This is a genomic window from Nannocystis pusilla (assembly GCF_026626665.1).
Taxonomy (GTDB): domain Bacteria; phylum Myxococcota_A; class Polyangia; order Nannocystales; family Nannocystaceae; genus Nannocystis; species Nannocystis pusilla.
The window spans coordinates 9,328,927-9,348,478 of the sequence record NZ_JAPNKE010000002.1 but is presented as its reverse complement, the minus strand read 5'-3'; the positions used below and the strand labels follow the sequence as shown (position 1 = coordinate 9,348,478).

At 72.1% G+C, this 19,552-nt stretch carries 13 protein-coding genes and 1 pseudogene; 7 read left to right on the top strand and 7 right to left on the bottom strand.

From position 1 onward, the window contains the following. The first annotated feature begins 121 nt into the window (after nucleotides 1-121). Together OV079_RS41295 and OV079_RS41290 are read left to right on the top strand one after the other, a co-directional pair. Nucleotides 122-739, top strand: a complete 618-nt coding sequence (locus OV079_RS41295) for a tetratricopeptide repeat protein (protein WP_267775202.1) — start codon at nucleotides 122-124, stop codon at nucleotides 737-739. Between the two features lie 16 nt (nucleotides 740-755). Beyond that, on the top strand, nucleotides 756-2,156 hold the full coding sequence (locus OV079_RS41290) for a GH3 domain-containing protein (RefSeq protein ID WP_267775201.1): 1,401 nt from the start codon (nucleotides 756-758) through the stop codon (nucleotides 2,154-2,156). A gap of 371 nt (nucleotides 2,157-2,527) precedes the next feature. Here OV079_RS41290 and OV079_RS41285 read toward each other — a convergent pair whose 3' ends face one another. Continuing rightward, the gene (locus tag OV079_RS41285) at nucleotides 2,528-2,800 is read right to left on the bottom strand and encodes a VOC family protein (RefSeq protein WP_267775200.1); all 273 of its coding nucleotides are present in this window, start codon (nucleotides 2,798-2,800) and stop codon (nucleotides 2,528-2,530) included. Continuing rightward, nucleotides 2,740-3,657, bottom strand: a complete 918-nt coding sequence (locus tag OV079_RS41280; protein WP_267775199.1) for a VOC family protein — start codon at nucleotides 3,655-3,657, stop codon at nucleotides 2,740-2,742. Before OV079_RS41280 ends, OV079_RS41285 begins: the two co-directional genes overlap by 61 nt. Nucleotides 3,658-4,224: 567 nt before the next feature. Between OV079_RS41280 and OV079_RS41275 the strand changes: the two genes are divergently transcribed. From OV079_RS41275 to OV079_RS41265, 3 genes are all read left to right on the top strand, one after another. Beyond that, nucleotides 4,225-5,919, top strand: a complete 1,695-nt coding sequence (locus OV079_RS41275) for an IgGFc-binding protein (RefSeq protein ID WP_267775197.1) — start codon at nucleotides 4,225-4,227, stop codon at nucleotides 5,917-5,919. A gap of 161 nt (nucleotides 5,920-6,080) precedes the next feature. Further along, entirely contained in the window at nucleotides 6,081-7,910 is a 1,830-nt protein-coding gene (locus OV079_RS41270; protein ID WP_267775196.1) for an adenylate/guanylate cyclase domain-containing protein, read from the top strand. A 163-nt stretch (nucleotides 7,911-8,073) separates the two neighbouring features. Beyond that, a complete protein-coding gene (locus tag OV079_RS41265) occupies nucleotides 8,074-8,769 on the top strand; it encodes a hypothetical protein (protein ID WP_267775195.1) in 696 nt (231 codons plus the stop codon). A gap of 53 nt (nucleotides 8,770-8,822) precedes the next feature. Here OV079_RS41265 and OV079_RS41260 read toward each other — a convergent pair whose 3' ends face one another. From OV079_RS41260 to OV079_RS41250, 3 genes and pseudogenes are all read right to left on the bottom strand, one after another. Next, nucleotides 8,823-10,958, bottom strand: coding sequence for a caspase family protein (locus OV079_RS41260; RefSeq protein WP_267778767.1), 2,136 nt, complete (start codon nucleotides 10,956-10,958; stop codon nucleotides 8,823-8,825). Further along, nucleotides 10,955-11,749 carry a hypothetical protein gene (locus tag OV079_RS41255; protein ID WP_267778896.1) on the bottom strand — a complete coding sequence of 265 codons (795 nt, stop codon included), beginning with the start codon at nucleotides 11,747-11,749 and terminating at the stop codon, nucleotides 10,955-10,957. The genes OV079_RS41260 and OV079_RS41255 overlap by 4 nt, the downstream gene beginning before the upstream one ends. A gap of 25 nt (nucleotides 11,750-11,774) precedes the next feature. Continuing rightward, nucleotides 11,775-12,227: pseudogene (locus OV079_RS41250) on the bottom strand (RNA polymerase sigma factor); the annotation flags it as partial. Nucleotides 12,228-12,501: 274 nt separating this feature from the next. On the opposite strand from OV079_RS41250, the gene OV079_RS41245 reads away from it, so the two are divergent. Further along, nucleotides 12,502-13,833, top strand: a complete 1,332-nt coding sequence (locus tag OV079_RS41245) for a monooxygenase (RefSeq protein WP_267775194.1) — start codon at nucleotides 12,502-12,504, stop codon at nucleotides 13,831-13,833. Nucleotides 13,834-14,080: 247 nt separating this feature from the next. Continuing rightward, nucleotides 14,081-16,603, top strand: coding sequence for a serine/threonine-protein kinase (locus tag OV079_RS41240; protein ID WP_276604089.1), 2,523 nt, complete (start codon nucleotides 14,081-14,083; stop codon nucleotides 16,601-16,603). 63 nt (nucleotides 16,604-16,666) lie between these two features. Here OV079_RS41240 and OV079_RS41235 read toward each other — a convergent pair whose 3' ends face one another. Both OV079_RS41235 and OV079_RS41230 read right to left on the bottom strand, forming a co-directional pair. Further along, entirely contained in the window at nucleotides 16,667-18,061 is a 1,395-nt protein-coding gene (locus OV079_RS41235) for a hypothetical protein (protein WP_267775193.1), read from the bottom strand. Nucleotides 18,062-18,209: 148 nt separating this feature from the next. After that, nucleotides 18,210-19,547 (bottom strand): serine/threonine protein kinase, encoded by a 1,338-nt coding sequence (locus tag OV079_RS41230; protein WP_267775192.1) that lies wholly within the window; start codon nucleotides 19,545-19,547, stop codon nucleotides 18,210-18,212. Between the last annotated feature and the right edge of the window lie 5 nt (nucleotides 19,548-19,552).

The following is a 19,552-nucleotide window of genomic DNA, read 5'->3' as shown; positions in this document are numbered from 1 at the left end:
ACTCGCTGCGCGTGAAGCTGCCCGAGGTCGACCAACCGCTGGCCCGCCTGCGCGTCCGCTGCGAGCACGAGCGCGTGGTCGTCGAAGACCAGACCCACAGCCTGAAGCCGCGACCGGCCAGGTGCTGCTCGACCTCAACGTGCAGACGCTGCACCAAGAGGTCGCGCAGGTGCTGGCGATGCCGCGCCCGCAGGGCCCGACGCCCGACCGCAGCGCCTACGAGTGGTTCCTCTACGCCTGCGAGCGCGAGGCCGCGTGGTCGGGCGACGACCCCGACGACCCGGCCTTCACCGAGGCCCGCGAGGCCTACGACCGCGCCCTCGACCTCGACCCCGAGTTCGCCGCGGCCTACACCAACCTCGGCGCGCTGCTGGCCGCCGTCGGCGACCTCGACGGCGCCCGCGACCACTTCGACCAGGCGCTGCGCTGCGACCCCGGTCAGCACGAGGCCCAGGCCAACCTCGCGGCCCTGGCCCTGCGGACAGGTGACCCGGAGACCGCGATCGCCGGCTACCGCCAGCTGCTGCGCGCCGTGCCCGACTCGCTCGAGGCCCACTACGGCCTCGCCCGCGCGCTGCTGGCCGTCGGCGGCAAGGGCCAGGCGCTGGCCCACCTCGAGCGCTTCATCGCCGGCGTCGACGGCCTCGCCGCCGCCCAGCAGGCCGGCTCCCTCCGCGAGCGCCGGCAACACGCGACCCGCGTCGTCGCCGCCCTCCGCCGCGAGCTCGGCTCCGGCTGAGAAAGAGGCCCCGCGCATGTCCGACCCGAGGCCGCTGCGCGCACCCGGACGCGACCGCTGCCTCGAGCGCCTCGTCGACCAGCTTGGCGCCGGTGAGCTCGGTCGCTCCTTCGGCCTGCGACGGATCTCCGGCCTGCCCGACCTGCGCGCCCAGGTCCCCCTGCTCGACGCCCGCGCCCACGCGGCCCGCGTCGACCCGCTGCTCGACCTCGACGGCCCGGCCGACGCCGGCGCGGCGGCCGAGCGCGCCGAGGTCGTGACGGTCTGGAGGACATGGCTCTCCGAGCATGTTCGTTCGGGCATGTCCGAAGGGACCGATCTGCGCGCCGGCCTGCTGCAGGCCCGCCGCGCCGACCCGGCCGTCGACGCGATCGCCGAGGACGACCTCGCGGCGCTCGGGGCCGAGGTGCTGCGCCTGCACGCCCTCGACGACCCGGCCCACGCGCTCGAGCGCCTGGCCGCGTTCGAACCTGGCCTTCTGGTCAGCCCGAGCGCGGCCGGGTTCGCCTGCCTCGAGGAGCAGGTCCGCGGCCCGCTCGAGCGCCGCCTGCCCCGCCTGCGCCTGCTGCTGGCCAGCTTCGACGTGCGCCTGCGCCTGCGCGCGCGCGCCGAGCTGCACTCGGGCGGGTGGATCGACCCGCGCGCCGGCCGACTCGGCCTGCCGTCGCTGCGCCCGCCCGCCCGCGGCTTCACCCTCGCGCTCGCCAGCGCGATCGTCGAGCTGCTGCCGCCCGGCGACGACCGCCGCGGCTCCGACGAGGCGGCCGCGCTGTGGCCCGAGCACGCGATCGTCGGCGAGCGCTACGAGCTGGTGGTGTCCTCGGGGACAGGTTGCCTGCGCCTGCGCACCGGCGAGTTCGTGCGCGTGGTCGGCTTCGACCCGCCGACCGCGCTGGTCCCGTTCCCCCGCCCCCGCGTGGTCCGCCTGCCCGCGCCCGACCCGGCGGTGCCGCTCGCCGGCCTGTCGCTGCCGGGCGCCGAGCTGGCCGCGAGCGTGCGCGCGGCGTTCCGCCCGGAGGACCCGGCCCTGGTCGCGGCGACCGTCGGCCCCGACCCGCAGAGCGTGGCCGACGCGCCGTCGCCCGCCGACTCGCGCCCGAACCACTTCGTCGACACGGAGCTCGGCTCGGCCGACGTGTCGGGGATCCGCCAACCCCTGCGCGCGACCGGCTTGCACGTGCAGGTCGAGGTCCAGGGGGTGGCGCGAGCCGACTTCCGCGCCCGCCTCGGCCGCTCGATCGACGACGACCTGATCCGCCGCAGCCCCGCCTACGCCCACCTCCGCGCGCAACGCCTGCTCCGCCCGCCGCGGATCGAGCTGGTCCCGCCCGGCGCATTTAAAGAGGCGTGGGACCGCGCGGCCCGCCGCCTCGATCACAAGGTGGCCGGATCCGTGGTGCGCGTGCTCGCGGGTTGAGCTGTCTTTTAAAACATGTCCGCCGCGCCAGGTTGCTGGTGCGCTCCGGCTCACGGCGCGCTGACGCTCACGCGCCGCGCAGCTCCTCGAGGTCGCCGTGCAGCCGGCCCGCGTCCGAGGCCAGCATCGGCTCGGTGCTCAGGGCCTTCACGCGGTCGAGCGCGGCGAGCACCCGCGCATACAAAGCGGCTTCGACCGGCGCGTGCTTCCAGCGCACACCTCGCCGAACCAGTCCGAGAACAGCCCGAGGGTGCGAAGAGAATAGCATGTCCTTCAAGACATGTCCCAAGGCTCCTGCGGCCCAAATGCGACGGCGCGCCGCCTCGCCCTCGAGGTCGGCGCGCCGCCGGTGCGTCCGCTCGGAGGTCCGCTCAGGACTGCGGCTTCTGCTTGGCCATCTCGGCCTTCATGCGCTCCGCCATCTGCTCGGGGGACACGTCCTCCTTGTGCGTGGCGATGCCCCAGGCCAGGCCGGCCGGGTCGACGATCATCCCGTAGCGGTCGCCCCAGAACATGTCGCCGATCGGCATGAGCGGCTTGCCGCCGGCCGACGTGGCCTTGGCGAACACCGCGTCGGCGTCGGTCACGTAGTGGTGGAGCGACACCGGCGTGCCCTGGTAGTCGGCGATCGACTTGCTGCCCATCTCGGGAAGCCGTCGGACAGCATGATGACGCTGTCGCCGATCACGATCTCGGCGTGCATGATCTTCTTGCCGTCCTGCGCCAGCATGCGCGACTTCTCGGTCGCGCCGAACGCGTTCTTGTAGAACTCGATCGCCGCGTTGGCGTCGGCGACCGCGAAGCTCGGCGTGACCGTGTGGTAGTCCTTCGGCAGCTTGTCGGCGGCCGGGGTGCCGGCGATCTTCTTCCACGCCGGCGCCGCGCCCTTCTTCGGCTTCTTCTTCGTCGGCGTGAAGGCGATCTTGGCGCGCTCCGCCAGCTGCTCCGGCGTCAGGTCCTCGACGTGCGTGGCGATCTCCCAGCGGTGGCCGAACGGGTCGGTGACCTCGCCCCAGCGGTCGCCCCAGAACTGGTCCTCGGCGGGCATCGTCACCTTCGCGCCGGCGGCGGTCAGGGCGGTGATCGTCGCGTCGACGTCCGGCGAGTAGATGACCAGCGGCGCCGGCGAGCCGCCGAGGGTCAGCGGGCTCTTCATGTCGCCCGACTCCTCGTCGATCATCACGATCGAGTCGCCGATCTTGACCTCGGCGTGGATCGACTTGCCGCCCTCGCCGGGGATCGTCATCACCTTGGTGGCGCCGAGGTTCTTGGTGTAGAAGTCGACCGCCTCGTCGACGCCCTTGACGACGATCTGCGGGGTGACGGCAAAGAAGCCCTCGGGGATCGGCTTGACCTCGGGCTTGGGCGGCTCGGGTGCCGGCGCCGGCGGAGCCGAGGCCGTCGACTCCGGCGTCGCGGTGTCGGTCTTCGCAGTGTTGCTGCACGCGAGCGGCAGGAGCGTCAGCGCGACGAACAGGAATGAGGGGTGGGTCTTGGTCATGGGGTGCGCAACCTTGCAAAGCAGGGCGAAAATGTCCAGCGGCCTGATCCGTGTTCCGGTCGCTACACCCCGCATGCGGCGAAACCCCAGCGACTGGGGGCAGAATTTCCACTCGCATTCGGGCGAATGGTATGAGTGGCTGGATCCAAACTCTCACGTTTACCGGTAGTCCACGGAGGACATCGCGGTATCTACAAGAACCTGTTCCATCCGCCATGTCGCCATTTTCTGTCCTTCGGGACAGATCGAGAACAGCGGTGCGCTGCGGTGATTGGCCGCCGACGACAATGATGCGGCGGCGGAGAATGTGAACCGACGCGACGGCTCGCGTCGCGCCCTGCTGCACACGAGGTCGAAGCTCCCCCGGCTCGCTCGTTTGCCCCGCGCCGCACGGACGCACCCTCGACGGCCGCGAGGGTCTCCACGCGCCCCCGACCGGGCGTCACGCGCGAACACGCGAGGTGCCGCGCGCGGCTGCGGAGCCGCCGGCGCGGGCGCGCAGCGAGGCCTCGCGCTCGGCTTGACGCGTGTGCGCGCGGCGACGTAGCGTGAGCCTGGAGGCTCCTCTTGCAGCGCAGCACGACGCGTCCGCTCCTCTCGTTCAGCGCCCTCGCGCTCGCCCTCGCCGGCTGCAGCGACCCGGGAGGCCGCGACTCCGCCAGCGAGGGCTCGGGCATCACCTCGGTCGGCAGCAACAGCAACCCCACGGTGAGCACCACGGTCACGCCGTCGACCACGGCCGGCGCGACCGACTCGACCGCCGGCGAGACCGCCTCCACCGGCGAACCCGCGCCGACCACCGACGGCGTCGACAGCACCGGGCACCACACCAAGCTCGACATCGGCGGCCTGCCCGACTTCGCCGACGACACCGGCGACGAGCAGCCGCTGCCGCTGACCTGCGAGAACATCGCCATGCAGGCCGCCACCAGCGTCGGCTGCGAGTTCTGGGGCGTCGACCTGCCGATGCTGCAGTACAACGAGATGGCCTACGGCATCAGCGTCGGCAACATGGCCGAAGAGCCAGCCATGGTCACCATCGAGGACCTGCGCGGCCCGAACGGCAGCTTGCGCGTCGTCACCCAGTTCGAAGTCGCGCCCAAGCAGAGCCAGCTCGTCAAGATCAACGGCATCGACGGCGTGATCGGCGGCGACCACAAGGTCGCGGCCCAGGGCATCACCCCGGCGGCGGCGTTCCGCGTGACCTCGACGGTCCCGGTCACCGCGATGCAGATCAACCCGGTCGGCGGCGGCCCGTCGCACGTCGCCGAGGCCAGCCTCCTGCTGCCGCGCCAGGCGCTGGCGACGTCGCACTTCGCCACCTCGTACGCCTGGTCCTACGGCATCTGGACGGTGGTCGTCGCGATCGAGGACGGCACCACGATCACCACCTCGACCGGCGACGCCGCGCTCGACGCCTTCGACGCCTGGACCTTCACGCCGGGCAGCGACACCGAGGCGTTCTTCGTCGGCTCCGACAAGCCGGTGGCCGTGTTCTCGGGCACCGATTGCGTGCTGATCCCCGGCGACCCGTGGTTCGCGTGCGACCACCTCGAGGAGCAGGTGGTGCCGCTGGCCTCGTGGGGCACCAGCTACGTCGGCGCCCGCCACCCGCAGCGCGTGCCCGACATCAACCCCGCGCCGGAGGAGGTCCGCTGGCGGATCGTCGGCGCCGTCGACGGCACCACGGTGCAATTGCAGCCGCCGCAGCCCGGCGTCGGCGGGCAGATCAACATCGCCAAGGCCGGCCAGATCGTCGAGTTCGCCAGCACCGAGAGCTTCGTCGCCACCGGCGACCAGCCGTTCATGCTGCTGCAATTCATGACCGGCTGCTACAACGTGATCAAGACCACCGGCAACCCCAACAGCTGCAGCCAGGGCGCGACCGGCGATCCGTACATGATCCAGGTGCCGCCGATCGAGCAATGGATGACGGCGCTGCCGTTCCTCACCGACACCTCGTACCCGCGCGACTTCGCGATCCTCATGCGCGAGGCCGGCACGACGATCGAGCTGGCCTGCCTCGGCGTGGTCCCCGACGACCACTTCACCGCGATCGCCGGCACCAACTACGAGGTCGGCTACGTCGAGCTCGACGACAACAGCGGCGAGGGCAACTGCGTCGACGGGGCCCACTTCATCAGCGCCGACGCGCCGATCGGGGTGATGGTCGCAGGCCTCGACTGGGCCACCTCCTACGGCTACCCCGGCGGACTAAACTTCAAGTCATTGTGGGTCCCGCCGACCGAGCCGCCGGGCTGAGCGCCGTTCCTTCAAGGAAGATGTCCCCAGGGACATGTCGCTCCGGCAGCCGGCCCTGCGTTTGCCACGACATGTCCTCGGAGACATGTGACGCGCGAACGTGCGTGAACGCGCGCCGCGCAATTCGGCCGCGCGGCGCCGCCCTGCTAAAGTCGGGCGTGATGCAGCCGGAAGTCTACGCCTGGGAGTTCGACATCCCCGTCGCCCGGCCCTCGCTGTGGGCCTTCGTGTCCGACACCGACCGCCTCAACCGGCTGGCCGGCGCGTTCCCGGTCCACTATCAATACAAGCCGCTCGACACCGGCGGCAGCGAGGTCGTCGCCGAGGCGCGGGCCGCGGGGATGCTGCTGCGATGGGTCGAGCGCCCGTGCGAATGGGTCGAGCCGGAGTACTTCCGCTTCACCCGCGATTACAGCAAGGGCCCGTTCGTGCGCCTGGTGTCCGAGGTGCGCCTGCGCGACGGCGACCGGCCGGGCAGCACCCAGTTGACGCACACGATCACGGTGACCCCGCGCCACTTCATGGGTCGCGTGCTGGCGCGGGTGGCCATCGGCGTGCAGACGCGGGCCGGCTTCGCCCGCGCCTACGCCCTCGCGCCGCAGTGGGCGGCAGGGCAAGAGCTGCCGGCGATCGGCAGCGAGCGCGTGCCGTCGCGCGGGTTCGCGGCCCGCGAGCTGCGGCGCGTGCTGGTCCCGCTGGCCCACCGCCTCGGCGACCCCGCGCTCGCCGAGCACCTGTCGCATCACCTGCTCGCCAAGCCCGACAGCGAGCTCGACAGCCTCGCGCCGTACGTGCTCGCGGGCGAGTGGCAGGTCGAGCGGCGGCCGCTGCTGCGCCTGTTCCTCCACGCCACCAAGGCCGGCCTGTTCGACCTGCAGTACCACCTCATCTGCCCGTCGTGCCGGCGCAGCAAGGCCAGCGTCGCCTCGCTCGTCGATCTGCGCGAGCACGGCCACTGCCCGAGCTGCAACATCCGCTTCGGCGTCGACTTCGACCGCGCGGTCGAGGTCCGCTTCTCCCCCCGCCCGCTCGGTGTCGGCGAGGAGGCCGCCGAATACTGCCACGCCGGCCCGCGCAACACCCCGCACCGCGTCGCCGGCTGGAACTTCGAGCCAGGTACTTCGAGACAGGTCGACACGGTGCTCGGCGCCGGCCGCCATCAATTCGTCTCGCCGCAGGCCGGCTCGGTCTACTTCGACGTCGTCGACGAGCCCGACGCCCCGCGCGAGGCCGCCCTCACCCTCGCCACCGACGGCCTGTCCGGCGCGCCCGAGCAGGTGCGCGCCGGGGTCGTACGATTCGCGGTCGACAACCACTTCGGCGTGCCCGCCGAATTGATGATCGCCCGCGCCCGCTGGGCCGACGGCGCGGTCACGGTCGCCGAGCTGACCGCGCTGCAGGAGTTCCGCGGGCTGTTCGGCAGCGAGCTGCTGGCCCCCGGCGCCGAGTTCTCGATCCAGAACATGGTGTTCCTGTTCACCGACCTGGTCGGCTCCACCGCCATGTACGAGCGGCTCGGCGACGCGGCCGCGTTCGGCCTGGTGCGCCGTCACTTCGACCTGCTGGCCGACATCTATTCGCAGCACGGCGGCGCGTTGGTGAAGACGATCGGCGACGCGATCATGGCGGTGTTCCGCCGCGGCGACGACGCCTTCCGCGCCGCCCTGGCGATGCACGCGAAGATCCCCGGCCTCCGCGAGGCCGAGGGCGGGGTCGGCCTGGCCCTGCGGATCGGCCTCCACCGCGGGCCGTGCATCGCCATGACCGCGAACGACCGCATCGACTACTTCGGCACCACGGTCAACACCGCCGCGCGCGTGCAAGGCGTGGCCGGCGGCCACGAGGTGGCCCTCAGCCCGGCCATGCTCGAGCTGCCCGAGGTCCGCGCCGCCCTCGCCGAGACGAAGCTGCCCGCTCGCACCGAGGAGCTGGGGCTCAAGGGGCTGGCCGGACGCCACGCGATCTCGATCGTCCAGGTGCCGCCGGCTTGATGGATCTTCCATGGAATGTCTTTGACGACATGCCCCGGAGGACATCTTGTGAATGGCAACCTTCGGCCGCGAGGGGCGGGCGCCGCGGCGAACGCCTCGCCGCCGTCGGCGTACCGCGAGATGCCGGTCAGGAAATCTCGATTATGCTGTCTCGTCGCAGCCCATGCCGCGAAGCACCCTCGAATGGCCGTTCGCCCTCGCGCTCGCGACCGCCGCGTGCAGCGCCGAATGGGGCGAGCCGGAGCGAGCGGGCGCCGAGGCCTTCGCGCGCGCCGGCGATCGTTCCAACATTCTCTCCGCGCGGGGCCTCGACTCGTGCGCCACGCCGCAATTCGCCGACAGCGCCGGCCCCGGCACGCTCGTGCGCTGCGAGGGCCAGCTCGCCAAGTCGTTCTTCTACTACGATCAATGCAAGCTCGCCTGCGGAAACCCCATCAAAAAACCTGTCGAGCCGGTGGCCTTCCCTGCGGACGACGAGGTGGCAGCCTGCTGCGAGGCGGGCGCGTCGGCGGAGGCTCTGGCGGCGACCTGCAAGAGCGACTGCGCCCACGGGGCCTGCCTCGGCGCGCTCCTCCGCTTCGACGAGTTGATCGCCGACCCGGCGACCACGGCCCCGTGCGGCGCCCTCGCCGGCTGCAAGGCTCGCGTCCTCGAGTCGCTCACCCATTATGAAATTTCCTCGCCGCCAACTTCGCCGCCTGCGTGCAGGCCGTCGTCGCCGATCAGCTGTTTCCGCTCGGCGAACCTCCGTGCGGCCCGTTCGCCGGCTGCCTCAAGACCGGCAGCCTCGAGCTGCATTGCGAGATCTCGGGTGTCAAAAGCGACGTCGTCCTCGAGCCCGTGTGCGAGCAGGCGCTGAACCAGCCGCCCGCGCCGTGACGTGTCCCGAAGGACATGCTCCATCGCGCAGGGTCACAGCGAGATGCCGACCACGAAGCCCGGCCACACGCGCATCTCGTGCGGGTCGATCGGCGCGCGCTTGACCACCCAGCCGTAGCCCATGCGCTCGCGCCCGCCCTGGAAGTCGATGTCGAGGTTGAGGGTCGGGCCGCCCCACACCGCGAACCTGCGGTTCTCCTGCCAGCCGAACATCACGCGCAGGCTGTTGATGAGCGCCGGGTTGTCGCGGAAGCGGAACTGCGGCTGGGCCCAGTAAGTGGCGAGGTCGATGTCCAGGTAAAAGCGCTGCTTGATCGGGATGTGGCCGCCGAAGCCGACGCCCGACATGAAGCCGCGGCCCTGACCGGCCGGGTGGAGGCCGATCGCCAGGAACGAATAGGTGTACTTGGCGCGGAACTTGACCGCGAGGTTGAGCGCCGCGATGTCGGAGGTCCAGATGTCGGCGTAGACGCCGCCCTTGCGCGTCACGTTGATCACGCCGACCTGGGCGTCGGCCTCGTCGGCGTAGTTGATCACGCCGATCTGCGCGCCGCGGACCTTGCCGGCGGCGACGCCGATGACGCCGACCTGGGCGCCGTGGATCTCCTTGGTGACGTTGACCGGGGCGATCTGGACGCCGGCGACCGAGCGGGCCCAGTTGACGCCGCCGACCGCCTGGATCCCGCGCATGTGCCCGCGGACGACGTTGACGCCGGCGGCCGCCTGCACGCCGAGGGCGTCGCCGCCGACGCTGTTGAAGCCGGCCGCGCCCTGGACCCCGCGCAGGTTGCCGCGGGCGATGTTGACGCCGGCGGTCGACTGCACGCCGTGCACGTTGCCGCCGACGTAGTTGGCGCCCGCCGACAGCTGGACCCCGCGCACGTCCTCGTCGACCCAGTTGCCGCCGCTCGACACCTCGACCCCGTGGATCTGCGCCGCGCGACCGAGGATGAGGTTGAGCGAGAAGCGGTTGATGACCTTGCGCTGCTTCTCGATCTTGTTCGTGGTCAGCGGATAGACGAGGCCGAACTGGAACGGCATGACGCGGTACTGCGACGGATCGATCGGGACCTCGTCGCCGCGCATCGTCGTCGTCTCGGCGCCGACCGGCGTCAGCTCCGCGCGCGTGAGCTCGTTCTGCACGCCCGGGCGCACGTCGACGGTGCCGCGCCACATCTTCGCGCCGTCGTCGATGACGACCGAGTAACGCCCCGGCTCGAGCGCCAGCGACACCGCGCCGGCGCCGACGCCCTTGTACAGCTCGGCCGCCAGCCGGCCGTCGGCGTCGCGCACGTAGACCCGCCCGCCGACGCTCGAGTGGATGTCGAGGACCGCGGTCGTCTCGCGCAGGTCGGTCATCACCAGGTCGCCGGTGCCGACCAGCTGGATGTCATAGACCGGGTGCTGCGCCCGCCCCAGCGTCGTCTCGGTGCCCTTCAGCGTCTCGTCGAACGCGAAGCGGTAGGCCTCGTGCAGCGTGACCCGGCGGTCGCGGTTGACGTCGGCCGCGCCGCGAAGACCCGACACCAGATAATGCGTGAAGTAGGAGCCGCCGATCCGGTCCGACTCCTGCGCGGCTTCCTCGGCCGAGCTCGACGTCAGGAAGGCGTGCCCCTGGATGTTGGCGTCGCCGGTCGACAGCGGCGGCCGCATCTTCCCGCCCTTGAGCCGCACGAACGCGCCCGACGAGCACGAGTCGAGCAGGCCGAGGCGCACCTGAGCGTCGACCGCGTGGATGAGGCCGCGCAGCTTGGGGTAGTCGATCTGCGACGCGCCGAGGTGGACCCCGCGATCGTCGGCGTGCCCCGAATAATAGAAGAGGAACTGCACCCGCTCGCCGGCGGCCCGCGCCTTGGCGACGCGGTCCTGGGCCCAGCGAAAGCCGTCGAGCAACTGGGTGGGGTTCGGATCGAGGAGCACGAAGGCGTCGCGGCGATCGATGCCGCCGACGTCCGCGAGCACCCGCGACAGCGCCTTGGCGTCGCTGCCGGCGTAGCGCAGCTTGACGCGGCCGGGCCCGCCGTCGTTGGCGCCGACGATCAGCGCGACGCGCCGCGTCTGCGGCTGCGGCACCGGCACCGCGGCGGCGTCGTCGTAGACCGGCTCGCGCGGGGCGACGGTCAGCGCGCTGCTCAGGGTGAGCGCGGCGAGCGAGGTCAGCGTGATCATGGCGACACCTTCTCGACGAGGAACGAGGACTGCGCCCAGCTCGCCGGCAACGCCAGCGGCCGCGTGGGGGCGTCGGTGAACGGCGCCACCGTCTTGAGCGCCGCGACCACCCGCGACGCGTCGATCGGCGCGTCCGCGGTCACGAACACGAACCGCTCGAAGTTCGGCGCCGCGTCGAGCTCGTAGGCTTGGGCCAGGCGGATCGCCCCGCCCTGGCGCAGCAGCGTCGCGCCGCCGGCCTCGGCCGGGAAGTGCAGCGTCACCACCCCCGCGCCGTCGAGCGAGGCCACCACCCCGTGCGTCGCCCCGGCCGCGACGTAGCTGACCTGAAGGACATCTCCGGCCCCGGCCCGCGCCGGCGCCCGCAGCTGCTCGGCCGCCTCGCCGACCTGGCGATGCAGCACCAGGTGCGAGGCCAGACCTTTGATTCGGACCCCGTCGGTAGATTCCCCTTGGGACATGTCGCCAAGGACAGATGGTCCCACCATCGGCGCTTCGGGGTCGCCCGGGCGCAGCATCACGATCGCCACCGCCGCGGCCGCGGCCATCGTCGGCAGGCCGAACCACCACGCCGCGTGGCGCTGGCGGTGCGCGCGGGCCTCGGCCCTCCGCTCGCCGGCCCGGCGCCCGACCTCGGCGGCCACCGCCGCGGCCGGGTGGGCGGCCAGGATCGCCGCGTTCGAGGCCCGCAGCGCCGCCAGCTCGGCCTCGTCGATCACCCCGCGCCGCTCGCCGGCCGCGATCTCCTCGACGTGCAGCGCCGGTCGCTTCCTCGTCTCCGCGTCGCTCATGCGGCCCCTCTCGCGCCATCACGCCGGCGCGCAGCGTCCGGAGCCGCTTGCGGACCCCCGAGACCGACATCCCCACGCTCTCGGCGACCTCCTCGAGCGTCATCCCGTCGACCAGGTGCATCACCGCCATCGTCCCGGTCGACACCGGCTCGCGCGCGAACAACTTGTCCAGCACGACCCGCGCCACCCCGCGCGACTCGGCGTCGTCGATCGCCGCGATCTCGGCCAGCAGCTCCGACTGCGGGTCCTCGGGCCGCCGCCTGCGCGAGCGGATCTTGTTGAGGCACACGTTGGTGGCGATCCGCCACAACAGGCTGCACGCGCCCTTGTCGACCAGGCGCTCGCGGTGCACCAGTAGTTGTACGAAGACATCGTGCATGGCATCCACCGCCTGCTGCTCGTCTCGCAGCAGGCTCCGGCAGCGGCGCAGGACCATCGGTCCGTGGCGCTTGTAGGTCTCCTCGACGTCGATGGCCATCAGCCCCCGCTCGCCTCGACCCTGCAACACCGCCGCCGGCCGGGCCTGTCACCGCGTCGGCGATTTTTTTGCCCCCTCGCGCGGCCATGCGCGCGAAGCCGCGCCGGCGTCGGCGGCCGCGCTTGCGAGGCCGCTCGGGCGAGCCCCTGTGAGGGACCGCCCTGCCCCCCGTTCGCGCCGCGCGGCATGGCGGGATGATGGTCCAGGCGCACACCGCCTCGCAAGCGCGACGCAGGCGGTGACACTTCCGCGAGCGCGCGGTGTTCGAGGTCGCATGCTCCGTGACCTCCGCTATCTCACCCCGGCGCTCCTCGTGCTCGCGAGCGCGTGCAAGGACGAAGAGCCCCCGCCCGCCGACGAGACGACCACTACTTATTGGCAGCACGTCGCGCCGATCTTCTTCGACAAGTGCGTCGGTTGTCACACCGAGGGGGGCATCGCGCCGTTCCGCCTCGACAATTACGAGGACGCGCGCACCTGGGCCCAGTCGAGCGCGGCCGCCGTGGCCGCGCGCACGATGCCGCCGTGGCTGCTGACCTCCGACGGCAGCTGCGGCGAGTACCGCGACTCCATGGCCCTGTCGCAGGAGCAGATCGACGCCATCGCCGCGTGGGCCGACGCCGACGCGCCCGAGGGCGAGCCGCGCGACGACCTCAAGCCGGCGAGCCCGCCGAGCCTCGACGCCGGCCTCGACCTCGTGACCCCCGACTTCGTGCCGAAGGCCGAGGGCGGCCCGCTGGCGGCCTTCGACGAGTACCGCTGCTTCCTCGTCGAGCCCGGCCTCGACCACGACCAGTTCATCACCGGCTACGAGGTCACCCCGGGCAACCCGCAGCTCGTGCACCACGTGCTCGCCATGCCGGTCGACCTCGACGCCGAGTCGTGGCGCGGCGACGGCAGCACCAACCGCGAGGTCATCGAGGAGCTCGACGCCGACGGCCGCGACGGCTGGCCGTGCTTCAGCGCCGCCGGCGACGGCGTCTCGGTCGAGCAGCAGCCGGTCACCTGGGCCCCGGGCATGGGCTTCGTCGACTACCCCGCCGGCACCGGCGTGCGCGTCCGCGACACCGACGTGTTCGTCGTGCAGATCCACTACAACCTCCACGACGGCCCGGACAGCACCGCCTCCGACAGCACCCAGGTGCGCCTGCGCCTCGCCGACTCCGTCGAGCGCGAGGGCGTGTTCCTCATGATCGACAATTTCCTCGACACGCTGTTCTACGGCGAGCCCGCGGAGCTCCCGCCCGGCCAGCCCGCGGCGCGCTACGAGTCCGTGTCGGAGGTCGGCGACTGGCTGCTCGCCGAGGTCGGCGCCGACTCGCTCGAGGTCCACGGCATCTTCCCGCACATGCACGAGCGCGGCCGCAAGTGGCGCGTCACCCTGTCCGACGACGCCGGCGAGCAGTGCCTGGGCGACGTCCAGCGCTGGGACTTCGCCTGGCAGATGTACTACTTCTTCACCGACCCGCCGCTCATCACCCCGAAGTCGCGCCTCAAGATCACGTGCGAGTTCGACACCAGCGCCGACAAGGAGCCGATCACGCCCGGCTGGGGCACGCAGAACGAGATGTGCCTGGCCGGCCTGTTCGTGGTCCCGCCGAAGTGAAGCTGCGGGATCCGTCGAGCTGTCGCATCAGACATGTCCTCACGGACACTCCCGAACTAGAACATGATCTCGCTCGGCCCGCGCGAGTTCGAGCGGGCCGGTCCGTGAACGCGGGCGTGAATGCTGCCTCATGTGACAGGGGCGACCCGGCCAGCGTTTATACTCGGCTGCTTGTCGGACCCGGCCGGCGACACCATCCGCGCGAGCTCGCTGGCGCAGGCGTCGGACCTGAGCGCGTCGGTGCTGGCTGCGACTCTCGGGGCCGCCAGGGCCGACGAGCCGCCGCTCGAGCTCGCCTCGGGCGAGGCGGTCGATCGCTACATCGTCCTGGCGCGGCTCGGCGCCGGCGGCATGGGGGTCGTCTACGCGGCCTACGATCCGGAGCTCGACCGCAAGGTCGCGCTCAAGCTGCTGCGCGCCCGCGCCGACGAGGCCGACGCGCGCCCGGCTGCTGCGCGAGGCCCAGGCGATGGCGCGGCTGCAGCACCCCAACGTGGTCGCGGTGTTCGACGTCGGGGCCTTCCGCGGCCACGTGTGGGTGGCGATGGAGTTCGTCGAGGGCCAGGCGCTGTCGTCCTGGTCGGCGGCGCTGCGCCGCAGCTGGCGCGAGGTCCTCGACGTCCTGTGCGCGGCCGGTCGCGGGCTCGCTGCGGCGCACGCGGCCGGCCTCGTGCATCGCGACGTCAAGCCCGACAACATCATGGTCGGCAGCGACGGTCGCGTGCGCCTGATGGACTTCGGCCTCGCGCGCAGCGGCGCGGGCGAGCTCGTGCCCGCGAAGGCTTCGGCGAGCGACGTCCCGCAGGACCTCGTCGCCACCCATGTCGGCGCGATCCTCGGCACCCCGGCTTACATGGCGCCGGAGCAGTTCGCCGGCCTGCCCGCCGACGCGCGCACCGATCAGTTCGGGTGGTGCGCGACCTGCTGGGAGGCGCTCTACGGCCAGCGGCCGTTCGCCGGCGACAGCCTGGTCGACCTCGCGCTCGCGGTCGGGAGCGGCGCGCTGCGACCTCCGCCGCCGACGGCCCCCCGCTGGCTGCGACGGGCGCTCGAGCGCGGACTCTCGGCCGAGCCGCGGGCCCGCTTCGCCGCGATGGACGACCTGCTCGCCGAGCTCGCGCACGGCCAGGGTCGCGCGCGTCGGTGGTGGCAAGGCGCGGCCCTGACGAGCGGCCTGCTCGGCCTCGGCGGCCTGTTCGGCGCGCAGGAGCTCCAGGCCGCCGAGACCGTCGCCGCGTGCGAGCGGGCCGGCGCCGCCGTCGATCAGGTGTGGAACGACGGCGTGCGCGCCCGCCTCGCGTCCGTCTTCGCCGGCACCGGCGCCCGCCTCGGCGCGATCGCTGCCGAGCACAGCGCCGAGTGGCTGGACCGCATCGCGGCCGACTGGAAGACCACCCGCGTCGCGGTCTGCCGCGCCGCCACCGTCGATCACACGCACGCCCTCGAGCTCGCGGCCGGTCAGGTCGCGTGCCTCGACGAGCGCCGCATCGACCTCGAGGCGGTGGTCGGCGTGCTGGTCGAGGCCGACGCCGAGGTCGTGCAGCGCGCCCCGTACCTCGCGTCCGGGCTGGTGCCGGCGTCGACGTGCCTGCGCGAGGTCCGGAGCCCGCCCCCGGTCGACATGTCCCATGGGACAGCCATGGCCGCGCACCCGATCGCGCTGCGCCGACGGCTGGTCCGCGCCGCCGCGCTCGAGGACTCGGGCAAGTTCGCCGAGGGCCTGGCCGCCGCGCGCGACGTGCTCCACGAGGCCGAGCGCTTCGGCCTGCCGGCCCTGCGGGCGGAGGCGCAGATCCGGATCGGCAACCTCCACGAGCGCCTGGGCGACGCCGCCGCGGCCGAGCGCGCGCTCGAGGAGGCGGTGTGGATCGCCACCGGCGAGGGCCACGACGAGCTGGTCGCCGAGGCCACCTCCACCCTGGCCTTCACGGTCAGCTTCCGCGCCGGCCGCCACGACGACGCGCTCCGCTGGGCCCGCCTCGGCCAGGCCGCGCTGCACCGCCTCGGCGCCGAGGACTCGCTGCGGGCCGCGCGGTTGCACAGCGTCCTCGGCACGGTCTACCGTCTGCGCGGCGACCTCGACGCCGCGCGCGAGCACTCCGAGCGCGCCCTGGCCCTGCGCGAGGCCCTCCTCGGCGCCGAGCACCCCGACGTCGCCCGCTCGCTCAACACCCTCGGCAACGTCGCCCTGGCCCGCGGCGAGTACGAGCAGGCGGTGCGCTACCACGAGCGCGCCCTGGCGATCCGCGGCAAGGCCTACGGCGTCGACAGCCACGACGTCGCCACCTCGATGCGCAACCTCGGCGACGCCCACCTGGCGCACGGGGCCGTCGACGAGGCGTTCATGTTCCACAACGACGCCCTCGCCCTGCGCGAGCGCCTGCTCGGCCCCGACCACCCCGACGTCGCGGCGGCGCTGATCGACCTCGGCCGCACGCAGACCGCCCGCGGCGAAGCGACCGCCGCACGCGACGCGTTCACCCGCGCCGCCGAGCTGCGCGAGCGCATCGCCGCCGGGGCCGACGCCCGCGCCGAGGCGTGGACCCTGGCCGGCGAGGCGAACCTGGCCGTCGGCGACCCGGTCCGCGCCGCCGCGGTGCTGCACCGCGCGCTCGAGCTGCAAGGCGAGGTCGGCCCGCCCTCCGAGCGCCGCGCCGCCACCCTCGCCGCCCTCGCCCAGGCCCTCCGCGCCCAGGGCCTCATCGCTCGCGCCGACGCCATGGCCCGCGCCGCCGACGACGAGGCCGCCCGCGCTCACCGGCGCAAGTGAAGTTACCCATAGGACATGTCATGAAGGACATGCCCTGAACAGCATGTCCTGAACGACATCCTCTCAACCGAAGCCGTCCTCGATGACCCAGCGGAAGCCGCGGGTCATCAGCGGCGCGTGCTCGGTGTCGAGGCGCTGGAGTCGCACCGTCACCGTCCCGCCGGCGAGCGGACCGCGGAGGATCATCTCGTCGACCGCAGGCCGCTCGAGCGCCAGCACGTGGGTCGCGTCCGGATCGGCCATGCTCGTCAGCGTCAACTTCCCGCCCGCCTCGTCGTACGCCACGCCGTAGCCGGTCTTCTGGCCGCGCATCCCCCGGACCATCGCCATCGGATACGGCATGATCACCAGCTGGCGCCAGCGCAGCTCGTCGTGCTGCGACCACGGGCGCACCTGCCCGTCGTGGACGAACTCCACCACCTCCCACGCGCCCGCCAGCGGCCCGGGCTCCGGCCTCGGCGTGGCTTGACGGATCGCCAGCTTCACCGGCGTCTCGAGGATGCTGACGAACACGACCGCCTTGAGCACGACGCGGGCGATCCGCATGCGGCGGCCGAGCACGGGGGGCGGATCGGCGAGCGCGGCCGGCCTTCCGCGCACGAACAGATCGATCAAGGCGCGGGCTTCGTGCGCCGCCAGGAACAGCGCCATCAGCAGGAACAGCGACGAGTAGATCTTGACCGGCACGTCGTAGCAGAAGTTGAGCACCGCCACGTGCGCCATCACGCCGGCCGTCACGAGCGCCCCGAGCGTGGCCGTGCGACGCCACAACAGCAGCGCCCCGCCGATCACCTCGGCCATCCCCGTGAACCCCTTGTAAAAGGGCGAAAAGCCCATGAACGACCACAGCAGGCCGCCAGGCGACGATTCGCCGTAGGTCCGCGACAGCTCCGCCGGACCGAGCGGCGGCATCTGCACGCCGAACACCTTGATAAAGCCATACGACAGCATCATCATCGCCAGGCCGTGGCGCAGGATGATGCGCAGCCACGCGTACTGCGTCGGGAACGGCGATCGGCGGTGCGGCAAGGCGGCCCACACGAGCGCGCCGACGACCGCGAGCACGAGGTACCAGAACTGCTGCACGTAGTTCCAGGTCATGTCGCTGCTGCCGGCGATCTCCATCGAGATGGGCCCTTCGATCCCGAGCGCCGCGTTGCCGAGGATCGGCATCAACTTCACCCACAGCGTCAACCACAACATCCCGAACCAGTCGTCGAGCAGCGGCACCGACAGCAGCATCAGCGGCACGATGTTGAGGCAAAAATAAATGCCGACGAAAGACAGCCCTATTCGCCGCGCCAGACTCCAGCGTTCACCGTCGTCGCCCATGCAGCCGGATGCCTCCGGACGCCATGACAGCCGCAGCGCGCCGGGTTCCGCACAATTGATTTTTCTCGCCAGATTACGTCGCGCCCTTCCGCGGCCTTCACGCAGACTGGTCGCGCGGGCGCGCATCACCCCGTCGACGCGCTCGGCCCCGCGAATACCATGACGTGGTTATCGACGTTCCGCGCGTCGGCGCTCGGCTGCAGTCAGCTCGAATGCGTCGACCCGGTCGCAGGTCGCCGCATTGCTCGCGCGGCCTGACGAGCGCCCCTGTCCCTCAGGCCAGGTACTCAGGGCTGCCGACCCCGCCGAAGCGGGTCGCCAGCGTGCGGACGAACGCCGCCAGCCACGGCTGCATCGCGTCGAGCTCGCGCTCGATCGTCTTCTTCGTCACGACCACGAGCTCGCTGTCGGTCAGCGCCACCACGCTGGCGGTGCGCGGCGAGGCGGCGAAGATCGCGGTCTCGCCGAACACGTCGCCGGGCCCGAGCTGGCGCAGCACCACCCTGCCCTGGCCCAGCTTCAAAACCTGGAGCTTGCCGGCGCGGACGATGTAGGCGGCCTCGCCGACCTCGCCCTCGCGGATGACGAGCTCGCCCGCGGCGACGCCCGTGACCGCGAAGCTGCCGCCGCCGCGCAGCAGCGCCTTGATGTCGTCGATGAGGTCGTCGACGCGGCGGTAGCGGTCGTCGGGCTTGACCGCCAGCGCCTTCATGCAGATCCGCACCAGCTCGGGCGGGAAGCTGACCTCGGGGCCGACGACCACGTCGGGCGAGGTGACCTCGCCGCGCTGCGCCATCTTCAACACCCGCTTGGGGTCGGGGTCTTGATAGAGCGGGCGACCGGTCAGCAGCTCGAACAGCAGGCCGCCGAGCAGGAACACGTCGGAGCGCTCGTCGAGCGACTTGCGGCGGCCCATCGCCTGCTCCGGCGACATGTACTCGGGCGTGCCCCAGACGATGTTGTCGGCCTCCTCGGGCCGCAGCGGCGGCAGGCTCTCGCGCGCCCACACCTCCTCGCTGCCGGGCCGCGGCGGCAGCAGGAACGCGTTGCCCCAGTCCATCACGAACACCTGGCCGTACGCGCCGACCATGATGTTGGCGGTCTTGATGTCGCAGTGGAGCACCCCGCGGCTGTGGGCGAACGCGACGCCGTCGCACACCTTGACGAACGCGTCGAGGCGGCGCTGCAGCTGGTCGGGCGTGCGCGCCGGGCGGCCGTTGATCAGCGAGTAGAGCGAGCGGCCCTCGATCAGCTTCATCGTGAAGAAGATCCCGCCCTCGGGGTCGCGGCCGAGCTCGTAGATCGGCGCGATGTTGGGGTGGTCGAGCTGGCCCGCGACCTGGGCCTCGCGGATGAACGCGTGGACCAACAAGTAATAGTTGTACGAGCCGGCCTGCAGGGTCTTGAGCGCCATGCGCCGCTGCAGCGACTTGTCGAAGACGAGCCGCACCGAGCCCACGCCGCCGGCCGCGATGACGTCGCCGATCCGCAGGTGGTTCATCGCCGTCGGCAGCACCGACTGGACCAGGGCGCAGGTGCGGGCGTCGAGCGTGATCACCTCGCCGTCGAGCCCGACGACGGTGATCGGGATCTCCGGAGTCTCCTCGATCATCGCCC

Coding starts and splice junctions, on each gene's coding strand:
- OV079_RS41245 (WP_267775194.1), top strand. CDS start 12,502: ATGCTCCGTGACCTCCGCTATCTCACCCCGGCGCTCCTCGTGCTCGCG.
- OV079_RS41260 (WP_267778767.1), bottom strand. CDS start 10,958: ATGATCACGCTGACCTCGCTCGCCGCGCTCACCCTGAGCAGCGCGCTG.
- OV079_RS41290 (WP_267775201.1), top strand. CDS start 756: ATGTCCGACCCGAGGCCGCTGCGCGCACCCGGACGCGACCGCTGCCTC.
- OV079_RS41265 (WP_267775195.1), top strand. CDS start 8,074: ATGCCGCGAAGCACCCTCGAATGGCCGTTCGCCCTCGCGCTCGCGACC.
- OV079_RS41255 (WP_267778896.1), bottom strand. CDS start 11,749: ATGAGCGACGCGGAGACGAGGAAGCGACCGGCGCTGCACGTCGAGGAG.
- OV079_RS41230 (WP_267775192.1), bottom strand. CDS start 19,547: ATGATCGAGGAGACTCCGGAGATCCCGATCACCGTCGTCGGGCTCGAC.
- OV079_RS41270 (WP_267775196.1), top strand. CDS start 6,081: ATGCAGCCGGAAGTCTACGCCTGGGAGTTCGACATCCCCGTCGCCCGG.
- OV079_RS41235 (WP_267775193.1), bottom strand. CDS start 18,061: ATGCGCGCCCGCGCGACCAGTCTGCGTGAAGGCCGCGGAAGGGCGCGA.
- OV079_RS41285 (WP_267775200.1), bottom strand. CDS start 2,800: ATGGGCAGCAAGTCGATCGCCGACTACCAGGGCACGCCGGTGTCGCTC.
- OV079_RS41280 (WP_267775199.1), bottom strand. CDS start 3,657: ATGACCAAGACCCACCCCTCATTCCTGTTCGTCGCGCTGACGCTCCTG.